This window comes from Kosakonia sp. N21, from assembly GCF_050587465.1.
Classification (GTDB): Bacteria; Pseudomonadota; Gammaproteobacteria; order Enterobacterales; family Enterobacteriaceae.
In genome coordinates, this window is the sequence record NZ_JBOBHR010000011.1 from 107,891 (window position 1) to 125,184 (window position 17,294).

Below are 17,294 nucleotides of genomic sequence, written 5' to 3' on the forward strand. Positions count from 1 at the left end.
AATTATGAGTGGTCGTTAAAGGCGTTTTGTATCCACTCAACCTCATTTCCGGTGAAGGCTACCACATCAAACCGGCAATCCACAGTATCAAAACTCCCATTGTGCCGGGCGAGCCACAAACGGGCGGTATGCAGCAGTTTCACTTGCTTCGTCCGGGTGACGCTACTCAAGGCGCCGCCGAAACGGCCTGACCTGCGATAACGCACCTCGATAAATACGGTGGTGTGATTGTGCCGCATTATCAAATCAATCTCGCCGCCGCGCTCACGCACGTTGGCGGCGATAAACTGCAGTCCTTTGCTTTCCAGCCAGCAACGCGCTTTGGCTTCCCACGCGTCGCCGGTCTGTTTACGACTTAACTCGCCGGGACGATTTGCCCCTGCTGGTATTTGAGCCATGACAACTTCCTGTTGATCACGCAATCCTGAGTGGCGGTCAAATCGCCGGTATTGCCATTGAGTTCGAACCCTGGCACCTGACGCATTTGCGAGAAGTTATTCGCCAGCGACCAGGCATCAACGCCCATTGCATACAACCGCGCCAGTGAATAGTCATTGTTCACGCTTTTCAGCGCCTGCTGCATCAATGAGGGGTTGGCGCCAGCGAGCATCGGGATGTCGTTAAATTGCAGTCCTTCCATTTCAAGGCGGAAGTCCGGGCCAGCGCCGCCCTGCGCACTGCGGGAACTGGCATACAGCATCACGCCGCTCTGACTGCCGGTACGCATGGCGATCATCGGTTTGATCAGCGCAATTTCATCCTGTGTCGCCACGATATACGCCGCGTCAATGTTGCCACTGCCGCTGATTTGCGCATCGGTCGGCGGCGCAGGAATGTTCAGCCCACCAATGGTAACGCCCTGCTGTTTCGGCAGGCTGGAGAGCACCGGGCTACCGGTCATCGCAATGCCGGAACCGCTGTTAATCCCCATACGCAGCTCAGCGGTAGAGCCAAATTTTTGTGCCAGCACTACGCCGCCGCCCAGTTTTTGCCATTCTTGGGCAAAGGCGTTGCTGATGCGATCGCCCAGCGGGCTACGTGGGATCAGCAACAACGGCGCATGGCGACCTTGTTCGTGGATATGGCGCGCGGCATCGCGGGCTTCATCTTCCGGAGAGAGGGCGAAGTAGCAGATGTTGGCGCGATTCTCGACGTTTTCCGGCTGGTTGAGCGCCAGTACATTCAGCGTGGTGTGGCTGCGCATCAGCTCTTCAACGTTGTTTTTCAACAGCGGACCTACCACGATGCTGGCGCCATCTTGCTGCACCTGATTAAGCACCTGATCCATCGGCTGTGCGCTGGTGTCGTAAATTTTCAGCTCTACGCCAGGGTTTGCCGGTGCTGCAGCCACAGCAGGCGCGGCTACGGGCTGCGTTGCATTGGCATCTGCTGGCTGCGCCGTCTCTGCCGCAGGCGTGGTTTCTGCGGTTGCGGTTTGCGCAGCGCTGTCCGGCGCTTCAGCTTGTTGCGCATCTGGCGCGGCAGCGTCTTGCTGCGCAGACGCGTCAGTCAGGTCGTTGACATTGGTTTGTGATGGGCTCACTACCGGGCTGGTTGCTGCCTGAGCCACCTGTTGCGGTACTGCCGGGCCGGAAACCGCAGACACACCGTTTTTCGCGGCTTCAAAACCTTGCTGGATAGCCCGGCCGAAGACCGCAGCCTGGCCGTTTAATGGCAGCAGCAGGGCGATTCTGTTGGCGGATGCGGGTTTAAAGTTTTGCAGATTCGATAGCTGGCTCGGCAGGGTTTTCGCTCCCGGGTTTTGCGGGTAGCGCGTCTGCCAGTCGGTGATACCGGCTTTCAACATGTTCGGATCGTTACGGTTGTCGAACCACACGCGTTGCAGGTCAAGCCAGCCTTGCAGCGTAACTTCATCGGCGTTGATCACGAAGGCTTTCGCCTGCTCCTGATTAAAGGATGACAGCGCCTGCCAGGTGGCATCGATATTTTTCTGCTTCTCTTCCGGGGTGGTTAACAGCGGCTCCTGTGCAATCAATGCGCGCAGCAGCGTGAGCGACGGTTTACCCTGAGAGGCGGTGATGCCGATCTGCCAGTAACGAGCCTGTTGCGGTTGCTCAAGGTCGGCAGGATCGATTTTATTCAGTAGCGCCAGCGCGCCGGCAAAGTCCCGCTGCGCGAGTTTCAGTTCTGCAGAAAGCAGGCTGTACTCTTTGCGCTGGGTATCGTTCAGATCCTGCGGCAACTTGCCAAACAGCTCGCTTGCCTGCTGGGTTTTCCCCTCTTTCAGCAGTGCACGAATGGCGAGTAATTGCCAGTTGGTCTTGCTATCATCTGTGCTTTGCTGCATCTGCTGCAGGTAAAAAGCAGAATTAGCCTGCGTCGCGCCTTGCATATGCGCGGCGCTCTGGTCACCAGACCGGGTGCCACAGCCAGCAAACAGCAGGGCGGCCAGCACCACAGGCAGGCAGCGTGTGGCTTTCGAACGTAGAAATGTTGACGGTAGCATACTGTATCCAGTGATATTTTTTACGCAATGCTCAATATTAAATCGGCAATACGGATGAAACAATGAAACAACACGAATCGGCGGAGAATTCTCAGGGTCAGCTCTATATTGTACCTACTCCCATCGGGAATTTGGCTGATATTACTCAACGTGCGCTGACTGTGTTGCAAACCGTTGATTTAATTGCAGCTGAGGATACCCGTCACACCGGTTTATTGCTCCAGCACTTCGCCATTAACGCCCGTTTGTTTGCGCTGCACGATCACAATGAGCAACAAAAAGCCGACACGCTGGTGGCGAAACTGAGAGAGGGGCAGAACATCGCATTGGTGTCGGATGCCGGTACGCCGCTGATTAACGATCCGGGCTATCACCTGGTGCGCACCTGCCGGGAAGCCGGTATTCGCGTTGTCCCTCTGCCGGGGCCTTGCGCGGCCATTGCAGCGCTAAGCGCGGCGGGACTGCCATCGGACCGTTTCTGCTATGAAGGTTTTCTGCCCGCCAAATCAAAGGGCCGCCGCGATACGTTAAAAGCACTGGAAACAGAAAGCCGTACGCTGATTTTTTATGAATCCACCCACCGTTTGCTGGAAAGCCTGGAAGATATGGTCGCCGTCTGGGGCGAATCCCGTTATGTGGTGCTGGCGCGTGAACTGACCAAAACCTGGGAAACCATTCAGGGTTTGCCGGTTGGTGAGTTACTGGCGTGGATCAAAGAAGACGAAAACCGTCGCAAAGGCGAAATGGTGTTAATTGTGGAAGGCCATAAAGCGCAGGAAGACGAACTTCCCGCCGATGCGCTGCGCACGCTGGCGTTGCTGCAAGCGGAGTTGCCGCTGAAAAAGGCCGCCGCGCTGGCCGCGGAAATCCACGGCGTGAAGAAAAATGCGCTGTATAAATACGCGCTGGATAATCAAGAGTAACTCTGATGAGCCGCTACGTGCCCCCCTTTACCATTACCGCCGGGATCCTCAACCAGGTGATTGAGATTGGTGAGTTATTGGGGCACTGGGCGGCGCAATCCGGGCGTTCATCGCCGTTGCTACGTAAAAATAACCGTATTCGCACCATTCAGGCCTCGCTGGCAATAGAGCACAATAGCCTGACAACAGAGCAGGTGACCGCTGTTCTTGAAGGTAAACGCGTACTGGCCCCGGCAAAAGATATTCAGGAAGTTCGCAACGCGATAAAGGCCTATGATGCGATGCCCCGCTGGAAAAGCCACCGTGTTGATGATTTGCTGGAAGCGCATCGTCTTTTGACATATGGCCTGGTGGATAACGCCGGTCATTTCCGTCAGGGCAATGTTGGTATCTACCGTGAGACCCAGCTCATTCATATGGCCCCCCCGGCTTCACGTGTTTCACCTCTGATTAGCGATCTCATGGCATGGCTCGCCGCAACGGATTTGCCGCCCTTAGTCGCGAGTTCTGTTTTCCATTATGAGCTTGAGTTTATCCACCCTTTTGCGGACGGTAATGGGCGAATGGGGCGCTTGTGGCAGACCTTGATCCTGAGTGAATGGCGTTCTGAACTGGCATGGTTGCCGGTTGAAACCATCATTCACTACCAGCAAGAACGTTATTATCAGGTGTTGGGCGCGTGTGATAAAGCCAGCGATTGCACGGCGTTTGTCGAATTTATGCTGTCGGCGGTTAACGCGGCGTTAGTGGAAGGGTTGGATCCCGGTTTCAGCATGTCGGATAACGTGTCGGAAGACATGTCGGAAAAAAATATGCTCTTCAGCGGGGCGGAAAAGGCGCTCATCGACCTGCTAAAGACGCAGCCCCGACACAGTGCACTTGCGCTATCCCGTATCCTCGGGGTGAGCGCACGCACCGTGGAGCGTTACCTGAAATCGTTACAGCAAAAGGGTAAGCTCACCCGTATTGGTGCGAAGAAGGGCGGGTACTGGCAGGTAAAATAAAGTGCCAGGGCAGGCTAACGCCTGCCGCTCATCCGTTCGGTCAGCCTTAAACAACCAGCAATGCTTTTTCCACCTTGCGCAAGGCGGAGACATCTTTTTCGCTGATGCTGTCGTCGGTGATCACGCAGTCAATCTGCGCCATGGGCAGAACCTGATTAAAGCCCCGACGGTTGAATTTACTCGCATCCACCACCGCAACCACTTTATGCGCTGCTGCGGCCATCACCGCGCTAATGGAATAGCCTTCATTAAACGTGGTAATGCCATGGGTAGCATCAATGCCGTCGGCACCCACAAACATCACATCAGCGCTGATCCCCTGCAATGAGCGCTCCGCAATGGTGCCGTGCATGGAGTGCGTTTTATGGCGCACCGTGCCGCCGCAAACCACCAGGGTGATGTCTTTATTGTCAGAGAGTGCAAAAGCCGCAGGAAGATTATTGGTGATGACGGTGATATTGGTCTTTTTGGCCAGCGCTTCGGCAATCAGCATGGTGGTGCTGCCGCTGTCGAGGATCACTGTCATCCCTTCCTCTATCATGGCCGCCGCAGCCTGGGCGATGCGTTTCTTGGGATCGCTGGCCAGTTTGTAGCGATCTTCCAGCACCACTTCCTGGTTTTCGCTGTCCAGCATTGACGTGCCGGGTTTCGCCGCGCCGCCGTGGAAGCGAGTCACCAGCCCTTTTTCTTCCAGCAGGCGCAGGTCCGTACGGATGGTGACTTCTGAGATACCAAAGGTATTCGAAAGATCGATCACCAGCACACTTCCCTGCGCATTGACCAAATCGACGATCTTATTCCTTCGTTCAAATGAGTTCATATTGATTTGCCTGGTAATTAACTCCAGATAGTGTAATCGAAGGATTGCGAAAGTTGAACGCTGATGATCGAAAGTAAATGTGAGCCAGCTCAGGTTGCTGGCTCTTTCACTTAACCGAGGCGCAGCAGGATTTTACCCTGCATTGGCGCGCCATTAAGCGCCTGAACCGCCCGGGCGTAACTCTCCGGGTCGCCGCGATGGGCAATCAATGGCTCCAGCGCCAGGCGTTTTTCCGTCAGCAGCCGTGTTGCGGTTTGCCACTCTTCTCCAGGCCAGGGGCCGGAGTAGTTCATCCAGCTACCGACGATGGTCAGCTCTTTACGTAAAATCATGCCAAAAACCGGCGCGGTTAATGTCAGGTCATGGTGTAGCGTGCCCACCAGCGCCAGTTGCGCGCGCGGGCCGGCAATTTCAATCGCCAGTGAGACCGTTTGCGGTGCGCCTGCTGTTTCGAGCACTAACTGGTCGAAACGCGAAGTTTCCAGCGCGGCGAGAATGGTGTTAGCGTCCTGCTCCCGGCTGTTAAAGGTCTGCGTTGCGCCCAGCGCGGCGGCTAACTTGAGTTTGTCGGGATTGATATCAATCGCCGTGACGCTTTTTGCACCCAGCGCCCGTGCGCACTGCATTGCTAACAAGCCGATGGTGCCCGCGCCGATAATCACCACGTTTTTATTTTCACAGCCGCCCGCCAGATGAAAGGCATGCAGCCCGACGGTAATGGGTTCAATAAACGCGCCATCTTCAATCGTCATATTTTGCGGCAACTGAACGAGGTTAGCGCGGCGCACCACAACATACTCCGCGTTGCCGCCATCGCTGCGCGAGCCGACAAACTGATAGCGTTTGCACAGCGAAAAGTAGTGCCGGCGGCACTCCGGGCAATCGAAGCAGGGCAATAATGGCACACAGGCGACCGCATCACCGTTGTGCAAATCACTCACCGCCGGACCGCAGGCTTCCACATAACCGCTAAATTCATGTCCTAAGGTGATGGGGTAAAAATGTGCGCCGTTGGCGAAAATGCGCGGGATATCAGAGCCGCAAAGACCGGAACTGACAACCCTTACCTTGACGTCATCATCATGCTGTAGCTGAGGCTCCGGGCGCTCTTCAACGCAAACGTTGCCCTCAGCGTGAATAACCACTGATTTCATAACACTCTCCAGGAATGAACAGGGGGAGCAGGGTGCTCCCCCCGAATCAGGACGCGGTCTGGCTTTGTTGCGCCATTGCCGCTTTTTCTGCTGCCCTGAAGTGGCGCGCTCTGCGCCAGGTCAGCAGTACGCCCGCCAGATAAATTGTGGCGATAACCACGAATCCGACCACGTTTTGCCAGGTAAAGAGCTGGATTAACAGCCAGGTGAAGGGGGAGCCGCCCTGGTCCATTGACGCCACCATTCCGCCCGCTTTCAGCGCACCGGCATTGGCGGCCAGTTGCGTATGCAAACCAATGGTCTGGGTCGCAACCCACAGGGTAATGCTCATAATAATGACGCCGGAGATCAGCGTGCGGAACAGGTTGCCCTGATGCACCGCCACTGCCATCGCCACAAAGAAGCCGATCGTCGCCAGGTCACCAAACGGCAGTACCTGGTTACCCGGCACCAGCACTGCAATCAGAATGCTCAGCGGAATAAAGATCAGGCTGGCGGAAACCACCGACGTGTGACCAAGCAGCAGCGCGGGATCGAGGCCAATCAGGAACTCCTGGCTACCGAATCTGGCTTGCAGGCGTTTACGCGCATGTTTGGCAATCGGGGTCAGGCCATCCATGATCGGTTTGATCACCCTCGGCATCAGCAGCATGACCGCTGCGGTTTTCACCGCCAGTTGCAGTACGCCCTTCAGGTCATAACCCGCCAGCAGACCAATAACGATCCCCATAACGAAGCCAACGGTGACCGGCTCGCCAAAAGGCCCGAAACGTTTTTGAATATCATCGGCGCTAAAGTGAATACGGTTAAGCCCCGGGATTTTTTCGATAAGCGTATCAACCAGAACGGCAATCGGGCCAAGGTAGGCGGAGGTGCCGTGCGGAATGGCGATCCCTTCCAGACCAAAGAAGTCACGGGTATCTTTGGCAAACCAGTCACCCAGCTTGAAGACGAAAGCCGCATGGGCGACCACACCGAGAATGCCGATCCAGTACGAGCCCGTCGCGAGGTGCAGCATGGCGCCGGTAAATGTCATATGCCAGATATTCCAGATATCGACATTGACGACGCGGGTCATACGGGTCACCAGCATAAAGATGTTCACGGCGATGGCGACAGGAATCGCGACCAGCGCAATTTGCGATGCCCAGGTCATCGGTGACGATCCCGGCCAGCCCACATCAATAACATGCAGGTTAATCTGGAAATGCTCCGCCATCGCTTTTGCCGCAGGCCCAATAGAGTCGAGCATCAGGCCAATCACCAGGCCTATACCGACAAAACCAATACCGATATGCAGACCGGATTTAAAACAATCCCCGAGCTTCATCCCCAGCAATTTTGAGAAGATGATAATCACCACCGGCAGCATAACCGTGGGACCCAGGTCGAGGATGTAACGCATAATTTCGCTAAACATCGCGTCACCCCACGAGAATGGTCAGGATTTTTTGCTGCAATGCTTCGATGCCGACGCCAGAAATAAATGGCATGCCGTGCACCACAGGGATTTCGCCAAAGGTGCGATCGACCTTTGCGGTCGTGCAGATCAGGTCTGCGCCGTCCATATAGGTTTCGATCTCATTGACCCGGCACTGCACCAGATCGAGTTCAATATTGTTGGCGGCGCAGAGTTCTTTGATCTCTTCGGCAGCCATGGTGGAGGTCGCAACAGCGCCGCCGCAGGCGACGATCACTTTACGTTTCATAGGGTACTCCTTTTATTATCAATATGTTATTAAGCCTGCTGGCACTGCTCAGGCTCAAGGATCGTGTCCCGAAAAAGCGTCGCCAGGTCATCAGCCGGGGCCGTCAGCAGTGCATCCAGCGTGTTCGGGTTTTGCAGCTCACTAAATAAACGTCTTAATAACTTCAGTTGCGCGGCCGGGTTCTCGACGATCAGCGCAATAATCAACGAGACGGCGATCTCTGCATCATCATCCGCCTGCTGAAAATAGACCGGCTTATCCGGGCGGATCAGATACAGCGCGGCGGATTTTGCATGGGTTGCCTCACAATGCGGAATAGCGACCGCATGGTGCTCAAGTGCGATGCCGGTGGGATAGGTCGCCTCACGTTCCAGCAACGCCGCCGGGTACGTGTCATGCACCACGCCTTTCGCCAGCATCTCCTCGCCAATGTGCGCCAGTACGTGCTGGCGCGAGGTAAATTCAATTCCGGTACGGACAAAAAGTTGACTCATACAATCTCCAGACATCAGGCCGTTTCAGGGGCGCAGCCGTAGCGGTAAGCGCGCAATACATCCTGTATTTTGTCAATAATCAGGTTTTGTGGCGTCGCGGTGATCTCATTTAGTGACAAACGTTCGAACTGGACCGGCATAAACTGGCTGATGAGTCCCAATGGCAGCGTTGTCGCGTTAAGGTTGGCGAGCAGTTTTTCCACACTCTGGCGAATGCGCGGATGCGGCCAGTAGTAGCGGATGCGGTCAGAGAGGCTGAAGTGAATATCCACCATCGCCTGGCTAAAGGTCGGACGGTAATACTTCTTCCAGTACCCCGGTTCGTTGAGCATCACTTCATCGATCACTTCAAGCACGCGGCTGCGGTTTTCCGGCGCGATCAGCTCATTTTCCATTTGTGCGAGCGCGAAAATGGCTTCTCGCAGGGCGAAGGTTAATGCCGGGCCGACTTTCAGGATGGCGAAATGATCGCGAACCAGCGCACGGTAGGCCTGGCGCGACTGGTAGTCCGTGGAGTGGGCTTCGTACACCATGGGGGTTTGCCTGATCCAACCGGAGAGCGCTTCTGCCGCCTGCGATTGATAGTGGATAATCTGCGTATGATCGAACTCAACGCCTGGCTGAACCACAATGGCGATCACGCGCGTCATGGCTTCGTTCAGGCCCAGGGCGGCAAACGCAACGCGATGGGTTTCCAGCGTACGTGCGGCGTCTTCGACGCGTGTGACGTGAACGGTATTAATACTGCTGGCTTCGCCGCCGGGTACCGGCACTTCGGTGCCAATCACATAGGTCAGTGATTTTTTTAGCGCGTCACTGGCGGTTTCTTCTGCTGCCTGACACAGGCGTGCCGCGCGTTCGGCAACGACTTGCGGATCCAGCGGAACCGGGTCGCCAGCGCAGGACATAGAAGCGTCGAGATGAATTTTGCTAAACCCTGCGGCGACGTAAGCTTTGATCAGCGCGACCGATTTCTCCATTGCTGCATCAGCGCTCTCATTTTGCCAGCAGTTTGGCCCGAGATGATCGCCGCCCAGAATCAGACGTTCGAGCGGGAAGCCAACCTCTTTGGCGATGTTATGCGCAAAGTCACGAAAATCCTTCGGCTCCATACCGGTATAACCGCCAAACTGGTTAACCTGGTTGGATGTCGCCTCAATAAGTACTTTGTTCTGGCTGTGCAAATCAAAGCGCAGCGCCGCTTCAATCACTAACGGGTGAGCGGAACAGACGGAACAAATGCCGACGGGTTCTCCCGCTTTATGGCGGGCAATAATCTCTTTCACTTCATCCTCCGGTTATCACTAAAACAGCATCAATTCTGTGGGGGGTTACAGCTTTCCTTCACAGCCGCAATCGTGGATCACTTTACGCACCACATCTTTCATCGCTGCTTTGGCGGGAACCATGTAATGGCGTGGATCGCTGGCGGTCGGGTGCGACAGGAGATACGCCTTTAGCGCATCGGAAAAGGCGATTTTCAGTTCGGTCGCGACGTTGACTTTGCATACGCCAAGCGAGATGGCGCGGCGGATATCCGTGGTCGGCAGGCCTGATGCACCGTGCAGCACCAGTGGGATATCCACAGACCGACGGATCTCCGCCAGTCGGTCAAAATCGAGTTTTGGCTCGGCGGCGTATAAGCCATGCGCAGTACCAATGGCGACGGCGAGCGAATCAATACCGGTTTTCTCTACAAATTCCCGCGCCTGCGCCGGGTTGGTATAGAGCGTATCTTTCGCATCGACGATCAGGTCGTCTTCCTGACCGCCAAGGCGGCCCAGCTCCGCTTCAACACTGACGTCGTAGCGGTGGCAGTAATCCGCAACCGCTTTCACCAGTGCGCAGTTTTCGTCGTACGGGAGATGCGAACCGTCGATCATCACCGAGCGCACACCGGCTTCAACCTTTCCGGCGATATCGCTGAGCGTTTCATGATGATCGAGATGGATCGCCAGCGGTTGCTGGTAACTTTTCGCCAGATCGCTGGCGATGGCGACAATGTTGCCGACGCCGGCGTAGCTGAATGTCCCGGGAGTCCCCGCCACAATAAGCGGTGAACGCAGTTCCGCAGCGGTTTCGACCACCACCTGCAATGTTTCGAGATTGTGGATATTGAATGCCGGCACGGCGTAGCCTTCCCGTTGCGCCTTATTCAGCATTGCTTTTGTCGAAATGATATACATCCTTCCTCCGAAACCTTTCGTTTGTTTTCTTCGAAAGAAGATATAGGCTTTCGTAACGTTTTTTTGTGATTTAAGTCGGAAAAATGAAAGTTACGAAAGGGAAGGTAAGGTTGTGAAAGGTTTGCCAGGCAAAAAAAAAGCATGGCCGGAGCCATGCTTAAGGTTGAGGTTTACAACTTTTTTATAAAAATCAGGTCACCGGAGCCGGGTTAAATACCGCCAGCTGGTTGTGAAGACCCCATTGATCGGAGAAGGTTTTCTTCCGGCCGCTGGCCACATCAAGGATAAAGTGGAACAGCTTCCAGCCCACATCCTCGATAGTCTCTTCGCCCGTGGCGATGGTGCCGGCGTTGATATCCATCAGGTCGAACCAACGGTTTGCCAGTTCAGTACGGGTCGCCATTTTAATCACCGGTACAGCCACCAGGCCGTAAGGGGTACCGCGACCGGTAGTGAACACCTGAACAGTGATGCCGGATGCAACCTGTTGCGTCCCGCAAACGAAGTCGCTCGCCGGGGTTGCCGCGTAAATCAGGCCGCGTTTGGTCGGGCGCTGGCCAGGAGAGAGCACTTCAGAAATGGCGCTCTTACCGGATTTGGCAATCGAGCCCAGCGCTTTTTCCACCACGTTTGCCAGACCGCCTTTTTTGTTCCCCGGAGAAGGGTTGGCGCTGCGGTCGGTTTTACCCATGTCCAGGTAGTTATCGTACCAGGCCATCTCTTCCAGCAGACGTTTACCCACTTCTTCGTTGATGGCGCGCGGCGTCAACAGGTGGATCGCATCGCGGACTTCGGTCACTTCAGAAAACATTACGGTGCCGCCGCAACGGATCAGCAGATCAGATGCATAACCGACCGCCGGGTTTGCCGTAACGCCGGAAAAGGCGTCGCTGCCGCCGCACTGCATACCGACAACCAGTTCAGAGGCCGGGCAGGTTTCACGTTTACGCTGGTTGAGTTTCGCCAGATGGCGTTCTGCAACTTGCAGAATATCGTCGACCATGGAGCGGAAACCAACGTGATGCTCGTCTTGCAGACGCACAATGCTGGCGCTATCCACCGGAATAGACTGCACATCTTCAGTGCCTTGCAGCAGGCGTTCCGGCTGCAATTTTTCGCAACCCAGACCAATCACCATCACTTCACCGCCGAAGTTCGGGTTCAGGGAGATGTTATGGATAGTGCGAATCGGGATCACTGCCGCCGGTGCGTTGATCGCCACACCGCAGCCGTATAAGTGGTTCAGACCGACCACGCCGTCGACGTTCGGGTATTTTGGCAGCAGGTCGCGTTCGATAATCTTCACGACATAATCCACCACCCCGGCAACGCAGTGCACGCTGGTGGTCAGGCCGAGCAGGTTTTTGGTGCCGACGCTGCCGTCTGCATTGCGGTAACCTTCAAAGGTGTAACCTTCCAGCGGTGGCAGCGGCTCTGGCACTTTGGTCGCCAGCGGCAGCGTGTTCAGCGGTGGCGCTTTTGGCAGCTCGACCATGGACTCATCAATCCAGCTACCACGAGGAATATCGCGTACGGCGTAACCAATGACTTCACCATAACGCACGATTTCGCCATGATGCGGGATATCGACGAGGGCGACTTTATGGCCTTGAGGAATATGCTCAACCAGCTCGAGACCGTCCGGAAAACGCGTACCCGCCTTTAAGCCATTGTCATTAACGATGATAGCGACATTATCAGTGTCGTGTACCTTAATATAAAACGCCCCAGGCGATTGCTGTCTAATTTCAATGTCGGACATTGTCAAGTAATCTCCAGCTAACTATACGATGCATTACTCAAAGAGAGGAACCAATTCTTTATTCTGGAATAAATATCAGAAATAAAAATCTTGTTTGCTGAAATAAGAATGTCAGGAGTTCAAATATTAAAATGTGATCTAAATCACTTATTTTCGCGATTCCCCGTGTGGCGGGGCTGGATATTGCAAGATCTGTGCATCAGCGCCCAGGCTTATGTGCATATGCTCAAAATAATCTTTCTGGTCAATGTTAAAATTGAGCAACACACCAGTGTGTGGCATCATGTCGCTGATTATACTGAGGGCTATAAAATCGAAGTACCAATTATCTGATATTAAGTTTCGAGTGCTTAAATAAAATCGGATAATAAACAGCAAATATAATTATATTTTAAAAGTTAGCGGTGCCCGAGGAAATTAAAATGACTATTGAACATACCGTCGAGACAAAACGGGGTTTACCCACCCGTTATTTAATTCTGCTGATTATATTTATTGTCACAGCAGTTAACTATGCCGATCGCGCGACGCTTTCTATCGCCGGAACAGAAGTGGCGAAAGAGCTGCAGCTTGATTCTGTGTCGATGGGCTACATCTTTTCCGCTTTTGGCTGGGCTTATCTGCTGATGCAGATCCCGGGCGGCTGGCTGCTCGACCGCTTCGGCTCGAAAAAAGTCTACACCTACAGTTTGTTTTTCTGGTCGCTCTTTACCTTCCTGCAAGGTTTCGTCGACATCTTCCCGATTGCATGGGCCGGGGTGTCAATGTTCTTCATGCGCTTTATGCTGGGCTTCTCTGAAGCGCCTTCATTCCCGGCGAACGCCCGCATCGTGGCGGCCTGGTTCCCGGCAAAAGAGCGCGGTACTGCCTCGGCGATTTTTAACTCTGCGCAGTACTTCTCACTGGCGCTGTTCTCGCCGCTGCTGGGCTGGCTGACATTTGCCTGGGGTTGGGAACATGTGTTTACCGTGATGGGCGTGATCGGTTTTGTGCTGACGTTCGCCTGGGTGAAATTTGTGCATAACCCGACTGACCATCCTCGTATGACCCGCGAAGAGCTGGAGTACATCGAGAAAAATGGCGCCGTTGTGGATATGGACCATAAAAAAACGGACGACAGCAAAAACGCGGGTCCTAAAATGGATTACATCAAGCAGTTGCTGTGCAACCGCATGATGCTCGGCGTGTTCTTCGGGCAATACTTCCTGAACACCATTACCTGGTTCTTCCTGACATGGTTCCCGATTTACCTGGTGCAGGAAAAGGGCATGTCGATTCTGAAAGTAGGGTTTGTCGCTTCCATTCCGGCACTGTGCGGTTTTGCCGGCGGCGTGTTGGGCGGGCTGTTTTCTGACTATCTGATCAAACGTGGCTCCACCCTGACCGTGGCGCGTAAATTCCCTATCGTTGTCGGCATGTTACTGGCTTCAAGCATCATTCTGTGTAACTACACCGATAGCACAACACTGGTTGTCGCACTGATGGCGCTCGCGTTCTTCGGTAAGGGCTTTGGCGCACTGGGCTGGCCGGTCATTTCCGACGTCGCGCCGAAAGAAATTGTTGGGCTGTGCGGCGGTGTATTCAACGTGTTCGGTAACGTGGCGTCTATCGTAACGCCGCTGGTCATCGGATACATGGTTAAAGAGTTGCATTCTTTCAACGGTGCGTTGGTGTTCGTTGGCTGTTCAGCGCTGATGATGATGGTCTGCTACCTGTTTGTGGTTGGCGACATCAAACGTATGGAACTGAAGAAATAAGCAACAACTCATTAAGGTACAAAAGATGAATAACGATATCTTCCCAAACAAATTCAAAGCCGCGCTGGCGGCTCAACAGATTCAAATCGGTTGTTGGTCTGCGCTGGGTAGTCATATCAGCACTGAAGTTCTGGGCCTGGCAGGCTTTGACTGGCTGCTTCTGGACGGCGAACACGCCCCTAACGACGTGCTCACTTTTGTACCGCAATTAATGGCATTAAAAGGCAGCGTCAGCGCACCGGTGGTGCGTGTGCCGACTAACGATCCGGTGGTGATTAAACGCCTGCTGGACATCGGTTTCTACAACTTCCTGATCCCGTTCGTGGAAACGGAAGAAGAAGCGGTGAACGCTGTCGCTGCGACCCGTTATCCGCCGGAAGGTATTCGCGGGGTGTCTGTATCTCATCGCGCCAATATGTTTGGCACCGTACCGGATTACTTCCGCCAGTCTAACGCCAATATCTCTATCCTGGTGCAGATTGAAAGCCAGGCGGGCGTGGATAACCTTGATGCCATTCTGTCTACCGACGGCGTAGACGGTGTGTTTGTGGGGCCGAGCGATCTGGCTGCGACCCTGGGCTATATCGGCAACGCTGCGCACCCGGAAGTTCAACGTACGATTCAGCACATTTTTGCCCGCGCCAAAGCGCACAACAAACCGAGCGGCATCCTGGCGCCGGTTGAAGCGGACGCGCGTCGTTACCTGGAATGGGGTGCGACCGTGGTTGCCGTCGGTAGCGATTTGGGCGTGTTCCGTTCGGCTACGCAGAAACTGGCCGACACCTTTAAGAAATAACCAAACCACCATTAAAGAGAGAGAGACGCAATTATGACGATGAAAGTTGGTTTCATTGGCCTGGGCATCATGGGTAAACCAATGAGTAAAAACCTCATTAAAGCAGGTTACTCACTGGTGGTCGTGGACCGTAACCAGGACGCGGTTGCCGAAGTGATCGCCGCAGGCGCAGAAGCCGCTACCAGCGCGAAAGCCGTTGCTGAACAGTGTGATGTGATCATCACCATGCTGCCTAACTCCCCGCATGTAAAAGAAGTGGCGCTGGGTGAAGGTGGCATCATTGAAGGTGCGAAAGCCGGTACTGTGCTGATCGATATGAGCTCTATCGCTCCGCTGGCAAGCCGTGAAATTAGCGACGCCCTGAAAGCGAAAGGCATTGATATGCTGGATGCGCCGGTGAGCGGCGGCGAACCGAAAGCTATTGATGGCACCCTGTCAGTGATGGTGGGTGGCGATAAAGCGATTTTCGACAAATATTACGATCTGCTGAAAGCCATGGCCGGTTCTGTGGTGCACACCGGTGATATCGGTGCGGGCAACGTAACCAAACTGGCAAACCAGGTGATCGTGGCGCTGAACATTGCTGCGATGTCTGAAGCGCTGACCCTGGCAACCAAAGCGGGCGTGAATCCGGATCTGGTATTCCAGGCGATTCGCGGCGGTCTGGCGGGCAGCACCGTGCTGGAAGCGAAAGCACCGATGGTGATGGATCGCAACTTCAAACCGGGTTTCCGTATCGACCTGCATATCAAAGATCTCGCCAACGCGCTGGATACTTCTCATGGTGTGGGTGCGCAACTGCCGCTGACGGCTGCCGTGATGGAAATGATGCAGGCGCTGCGTGCGGATGGTCTGGGTAATGCCGACCACAGCGCGATTGCGTGCTACTACGAGAAACTGGCGAAAATCGAAGTCACTCGTTAACCAGAAGGGGCGTGTAACAGCGCCCCTGATCTCTTTTACATCAGCATCTTTCAGGCTGTTGACGGGCTTCGTATTGCCCGAGCCTGGGGGATGAAGTGCCTGGTTTGCGCGGCACTTTCAGGCTAACAATTATGAAAATCGTAATCGCCCCAGACTCTTACAAAGAAAGCCTTTCTGCCTCTGAGGTAGCTCAGGCGATAGAAAAAGGATTTCGGGAAATTTTTCCCGATGCTCAGTACGTTTCAGTTCCGGTCGCGGATGGCGGTGAAGGTACGGTTGAAGCCATGATTGCCGCCACGCAAGGCACTGTTCACACTGCGAACGTGACCGGCCCACTGGGTGAGAACGTTGAGGCCTGCTGGGGAATGTCTGGCGATGGCAAAACGGCTTTTATCGAAATGGCGGCCGCCAGCGGACTGGCGCTTGTCCCTCCTGAATTACGTAATCCTTTGATTACCACTTCGCGCGGCACCGGGGAACTTATTTTGCAGGCGCTGGAGCATGGGGCGACAAACATTATTATTGGCATCGGCGGCAGCGCCACGAACGATGGCGGCGCGGGTATGGTGCAGGCATTGGGCGCCAGACTGACCGACGCCAACGGCACGGAAATAGGTTACGGCGGCGGTAGTCTGATAAGCCTTAACGCCATTGATATTTCCGGGTTGGATCCGCGGCTGAAAAACTGCATCCTGCGCGTTGCCTGTGATGTAACAAATCCCTTAACGGGCGAGAAAGGCGCATCGCGCATTTTTGGGCCGCAGAAAGGTGCGACCGAAGCGTTGATCGTCGAGCTGGATCGCAACCTCGGTCACTTTGCTGATGTGATCAAAACATGTCTGCATGTGGATGTGAAAAATGTACCCGGTTCCGGTGCGGCAGGCGGCATGGGGGCTGCGTTGATGGCGTTCCTCGGCGCGGAACTGCGCAGTGGTATTGAGATTGTCACCCAGGCGCTGAATCTCGAAGAGCATATCCACGATTGCACGCTGGTGGTGACGGGAGAAGGTCGTATCGATAGCCAGAGCATCCACGGTAAAGTGCCGGTGGGTGTTGCGCACGTTGCCAAAAAATACCATAAGCCGGTTATCGGCATTGCCGGTAGCCTGACCAGCGATGTCGGCGTTGTGCATCAGTATGGGATTGATGCAGTGTTCAGCGTGCTGACCAGCATCAGTACGCTGGAAGAGGCGTTCCGCGGCGCGTTTGACAATATTTATCGCGCTTCACGCAACATTGCGGCCACCTTGCAGGTCGGAATGTTGACGGAAGGGTGACAGGCGCGCGCAAACCCTCTA

General features: G+C 54.7%; 16 protein-coding genes. 6 read left to right on the forward strand and 10 right to left on the reverse strand.

The genetic code is table 11. The features are described from left to right. Positions 1-2: 2 nt before the first annotated feature. On the reverse strand, positions 3-398 hold the full coding sequence (locus tag ACQ3G7_RS21755; protein WP_263099179.1) for a YraN family protein: 396 nt from the start codon (positions 396-398) through the stop codon (positions 3-5). Then, positions 356-2,467: a penicillin-binding protein activator gene (locus ACQ3G7_RS21760; protein WP_430892065.1), complete on the reverse strand. Its 2,112-nt coding sequence runs from the start codon at positions 2,465-2,467 to the stop codon at positions 356-358. The genes ACQ3G7_RS21755 and ACQ3G7_RS21760 overlap by 43 nt, the downstream gene beginning before the upstream one ends. Before the next feature lie 62 nt (positions 2,468-2,529). On the opposite strand from ACQ3G7_RS21760, the gene rsmI reads away from it, so the two are divergent. Next, positions 2,530-3,390, forward strand: a complete 861-nt coding sequence (rsmI, locus tag ACQ3G7_RS21765; RefSeq protein WP_430892067.1) for a 16S rRNA (cytidine(1402)-2'-O)-methyltransferase — start codon at positions 2,530-2,532, stop codon at positions 3,388-3,390. A gap of 5 nt (positions 3,391-3,395) precedes the next feature. Further along, positions 3,396-4,394, forward strand: coding sequence for a Fic family protein (locus ACQ3G7_RS21770; protein ID WP_430892069.1), 999 nt, complete (start codon positions 3,396-3,398; stop codon positions 4,392-4,394). Between the two features lie 46 nt (positions 4,395-4,440). Here the strand turns inward: ACQ3G7_RS21770 and ACQ3G7_RS21775 are convergent, their stop codons facing one another. From ACQ3G7_RS21775 to garD, 8 genes are all read right to left on the reverse strand, one after another. Beyond that, entirely contained in the window at positions 4,441-5,214 is a 774-nt protein-coding gene (locus ACQ3G7_RS21775) for a DeoR/GlpR family DNA-binding transcription regulator (RefSeq protein ID WP_430892071.1), read from the reverse strand. 110 nt (positions 5,215-5,324) lie between these two features. Further along, positions 5,325-6,368, reverse strand: coding sequence for a galactitol-1-phosphate 5-dehydrogenase (gatD, locus tag ACQ3G7_RS21780; RefSeq protein ID WP_430892073.1), 1,044 nt, complete (start codon positions 6,366-6,368; stop codon positions 5,325-5,327). 46 nt (positions 6,369-6,414) lie between these two features. Continuing rightward, positions 6,415-7,788, reverse strand: a complete 1,374-nt coding sequence (locus tag ACQ3G7_RS21785; protein ID WP_430892075.1) for a galactitol-specific PTS transporter subunit IIC — start codon at positions 7,786-7,788, stop codon at positions 6,415-6,417. 4 nt (positions 7,789-7,792) lie between these two features. Continuing rightward, positions 7,793-8,077, reverse strand: a complete 285-nt coding sequence (gatB, locus tag ACQ3G7_RS21790; protein ID WP_430892077.1) for a PTS galactitol transporter subunit IIB — start codon at positions 8,075-8,077, stop codon at positions 7,793-7,795. Between the two features lie 29 nt (positions 8,078-8,106). Next, positions 8,107-8,571: a PTS galactitol transporter subunit IIA gene (gene gatA / locus ACQ3G7_RS21795; RefSeq protein ID WP_430892079.1), complete on the reverse strand. Its 465-nt coding sequence runs from the start codon at positions 8,569-8,571 to the stop codon at positions 8,107-8,109. Positions 8,572-8,585: 14 nt separating this feature from the next. Beyond that, positions 8,586-9,857, reverse strand: coding sequence for a tagatose-bisphosphate aldolase subunit GatZ (gene gatZ, locus ACQ3G7_RS21800; RefSeq protein ID WP_430892081.1), 1,272 nt, complete (start codon positions 9,855-9,857; stop codon positions 8,586-8,588). A 45-nt stretch (positions 9,858-9,902) separates the two neighbouring features. Then, the gene (locus ACQ3G7_RS21805; RefSeq protein WP_430892083.1) at positions 9,903-10,757 is read right to left on the reverse strand and encodes a tagatose bisphosphate family class II aldolase; all 855 of its coding nucleotides are present in this window, start codon (positions 10,755-10,757) and stop codon (positions 9,903-9,905) included. Between the two features lie 190 nt (positions 10,758-10,947). Further along, on the reverse strand, positions 10,948-12,519 hold the full coding sequence (gene garD / locus ACQ3G7_RS21810; protein WP_263099182.1) for a galactarate dehydratase: 1,572 nt from the start codon (positions 12,517-12,519) through the stop codon (positions 10,948-10,950). A gap of 422 nt (positions 12,520-12,941) precedes the next feature. On the opposite strand from garD, the gene ACQ3G7_RS21815 reads away from it, so the two are divergent. The 4 genes from ACQ3G7_RS21815 to garK all read left to right on the forward strand — a co-directional run bounded on the left by ACQ3G7_RS21815 (position 12,942) and on the right by garK (position 17,273). Continuing rightward, complete coding sequence (locus ACQ3G7_RS21815; RefSeq protein WP_430892085.1) at positions 12,942-14,276, forward strand: MFS transporter; 1,335 nt, start codon at positions 12,942-12,944, stop codon at positions 14,274-14,276. 25 nt (positions 14,277-14,301) lie between these two features. Next, entirely contained in the window at positions 14,302-15,072 is a 771-nt protein-coding gene (gene garL / locus ACQ3G7_RS21820; RefSeq protein ID WP_263099184.1) for a 2-dehydro-3-deoxyglucarate aldolase, read from the forward strand. 33 nt (positions 15,073-15,105) lie between these two features. Then, a complete protein-coding gene (gene garR / locus ACQ3G7_RS21825; protein WP_430892087.1) occupies positions 15,106-15,996 on the forward strand; it encodes a 2-hydroxy-3-oxopropionate reductase in 891 nt (296 codons plus the stop codon). A gap of 131 nt (positions 15,997-16,127) precedes the next feature. Further along, positions 16,128-17,273 (forward strand): glycerate 2-kinase, encoded by a 1,146-nt coding sequence (garK, locus tag ACQ3G7_RS21830; RefSeq protein ID WP_430892089.1) that lies wholly within the window; start codon positions 16,128-16,130, stop codon positions 17,271-17,273. Positions 17,274-17,294: the final 21 nt, after the last annotated feature.

What these genes read in the sequence shown, in the direction of transcription:
- garD (WP_263099182.1), bottom strand. Translation starts at nt 12,519, where the DNA reads ATGTCCGACATTGAAATTAGACAGCAATCGCCTGGGGCGTTTTATATT.
- garL (WP_263099184.1), top strand. Translation starts at nt 14,302, where the DNA reads ATGAATAACGATATCTTCCCAAACAAATTCAAAGCCGCGCTGGCGGCT.
- ACQ3G7_RS21770 (WP_430892069.1), top strand. Translation starts at nt 3,396, where the DNA reads ATGAGCCGCTACGTGCCCCCCTTTACCATTACCGCCGGGATCCTCAAC.
- gatA (WP_430892079.1), bottom strand. Translation starts at nt 8,571, where the DNA reads ATGAGTCAACTTTTTGTCCGTACCGGAATTGAATTTACCTCGCGCCAG.
- ACQ3G7_RS21815 (WP_430892085.1), top strand. Translation starts at nt 12,942, where the DNA reads ATGACTATTGAACATACCGTCGAGACAAAACGGGGTTTACCCACCCGT.
- rsmI (WP_430892067.1), top strand. Translation starts at nt 2,530, where the DNA reads ATGAAACAACACGAATCGGCGGAGAATTCTCAGGGTCAGCTCTATATT.
- gatD (WP_430892073.1), bottom strand. Translation starts at nt 6,368, where the DNA reads ATGAAATCAGTGGTTATTCACGCTGAGGGCAACGTTTGCGTTGAAGAG.
- garR (WP_430892087.1), top strand. Translation starts at nt 15,106, where the DNA reads ATGACGATGAAAGTTGGTTTCATTGGCCTGGGCATCATGGGTAAACCA.
- ACQ3G7_RS21760 (WP_430892065.1), bottom strand. Translation starts at nt 2,467, where the DNA reads ATGCTACCGTCAACATTTCTACGTTCGAAAGCCACACGCTGCCTGCCT.
- gatB (WP_430892077.1), bottom strand. Translation starts at nt 8,077, where the DNA reads ATGAAACGTAAAGTGATCGTCGCCTGCGGCGGCGCTGTTGCGACCTCC.
- garK (WP_430892089.1), top strand. Translation starts at nt 16,128, where the DNA reads ATGAAAATCGTAATCGCCCCAGACTCTTACAAAGAAAGCCTTTCTGCC.
- ACQ3G7_RS21785 (WP_430892075.1), bottom strand. Translation starts at nt 7,788, where the DNA reads ATGTTTAGCGAAATTATGCGTTACATCCTCGACCTGGGTCCCACGGTT.
- ACQ3G7_RS21755 (WP_263099179.1), bottom strand. Translation starts at nt 398, where the DNA reads ATGGCTCAAATACCAGCAGGGGCAAATCGTCCCGGCGAGTTAAGTCGT.
- ACQ3G7_RS21775 (WP_430892071.1), bottom strand. Translation starts at nt 5,214, where the DNA reads ATGAACTCATTTGAACGAAGGAATAAGATCGTCGATTTGGTCAATGCG.
- ACQ3G7_RS21805 (WP_430892083.1), bottom strand. Translation starts at nt 10,757, where the DNA reads ATGTATATCATTTCGACAAAAGCAATGCTGAATAAGGCGCAACGGGAA.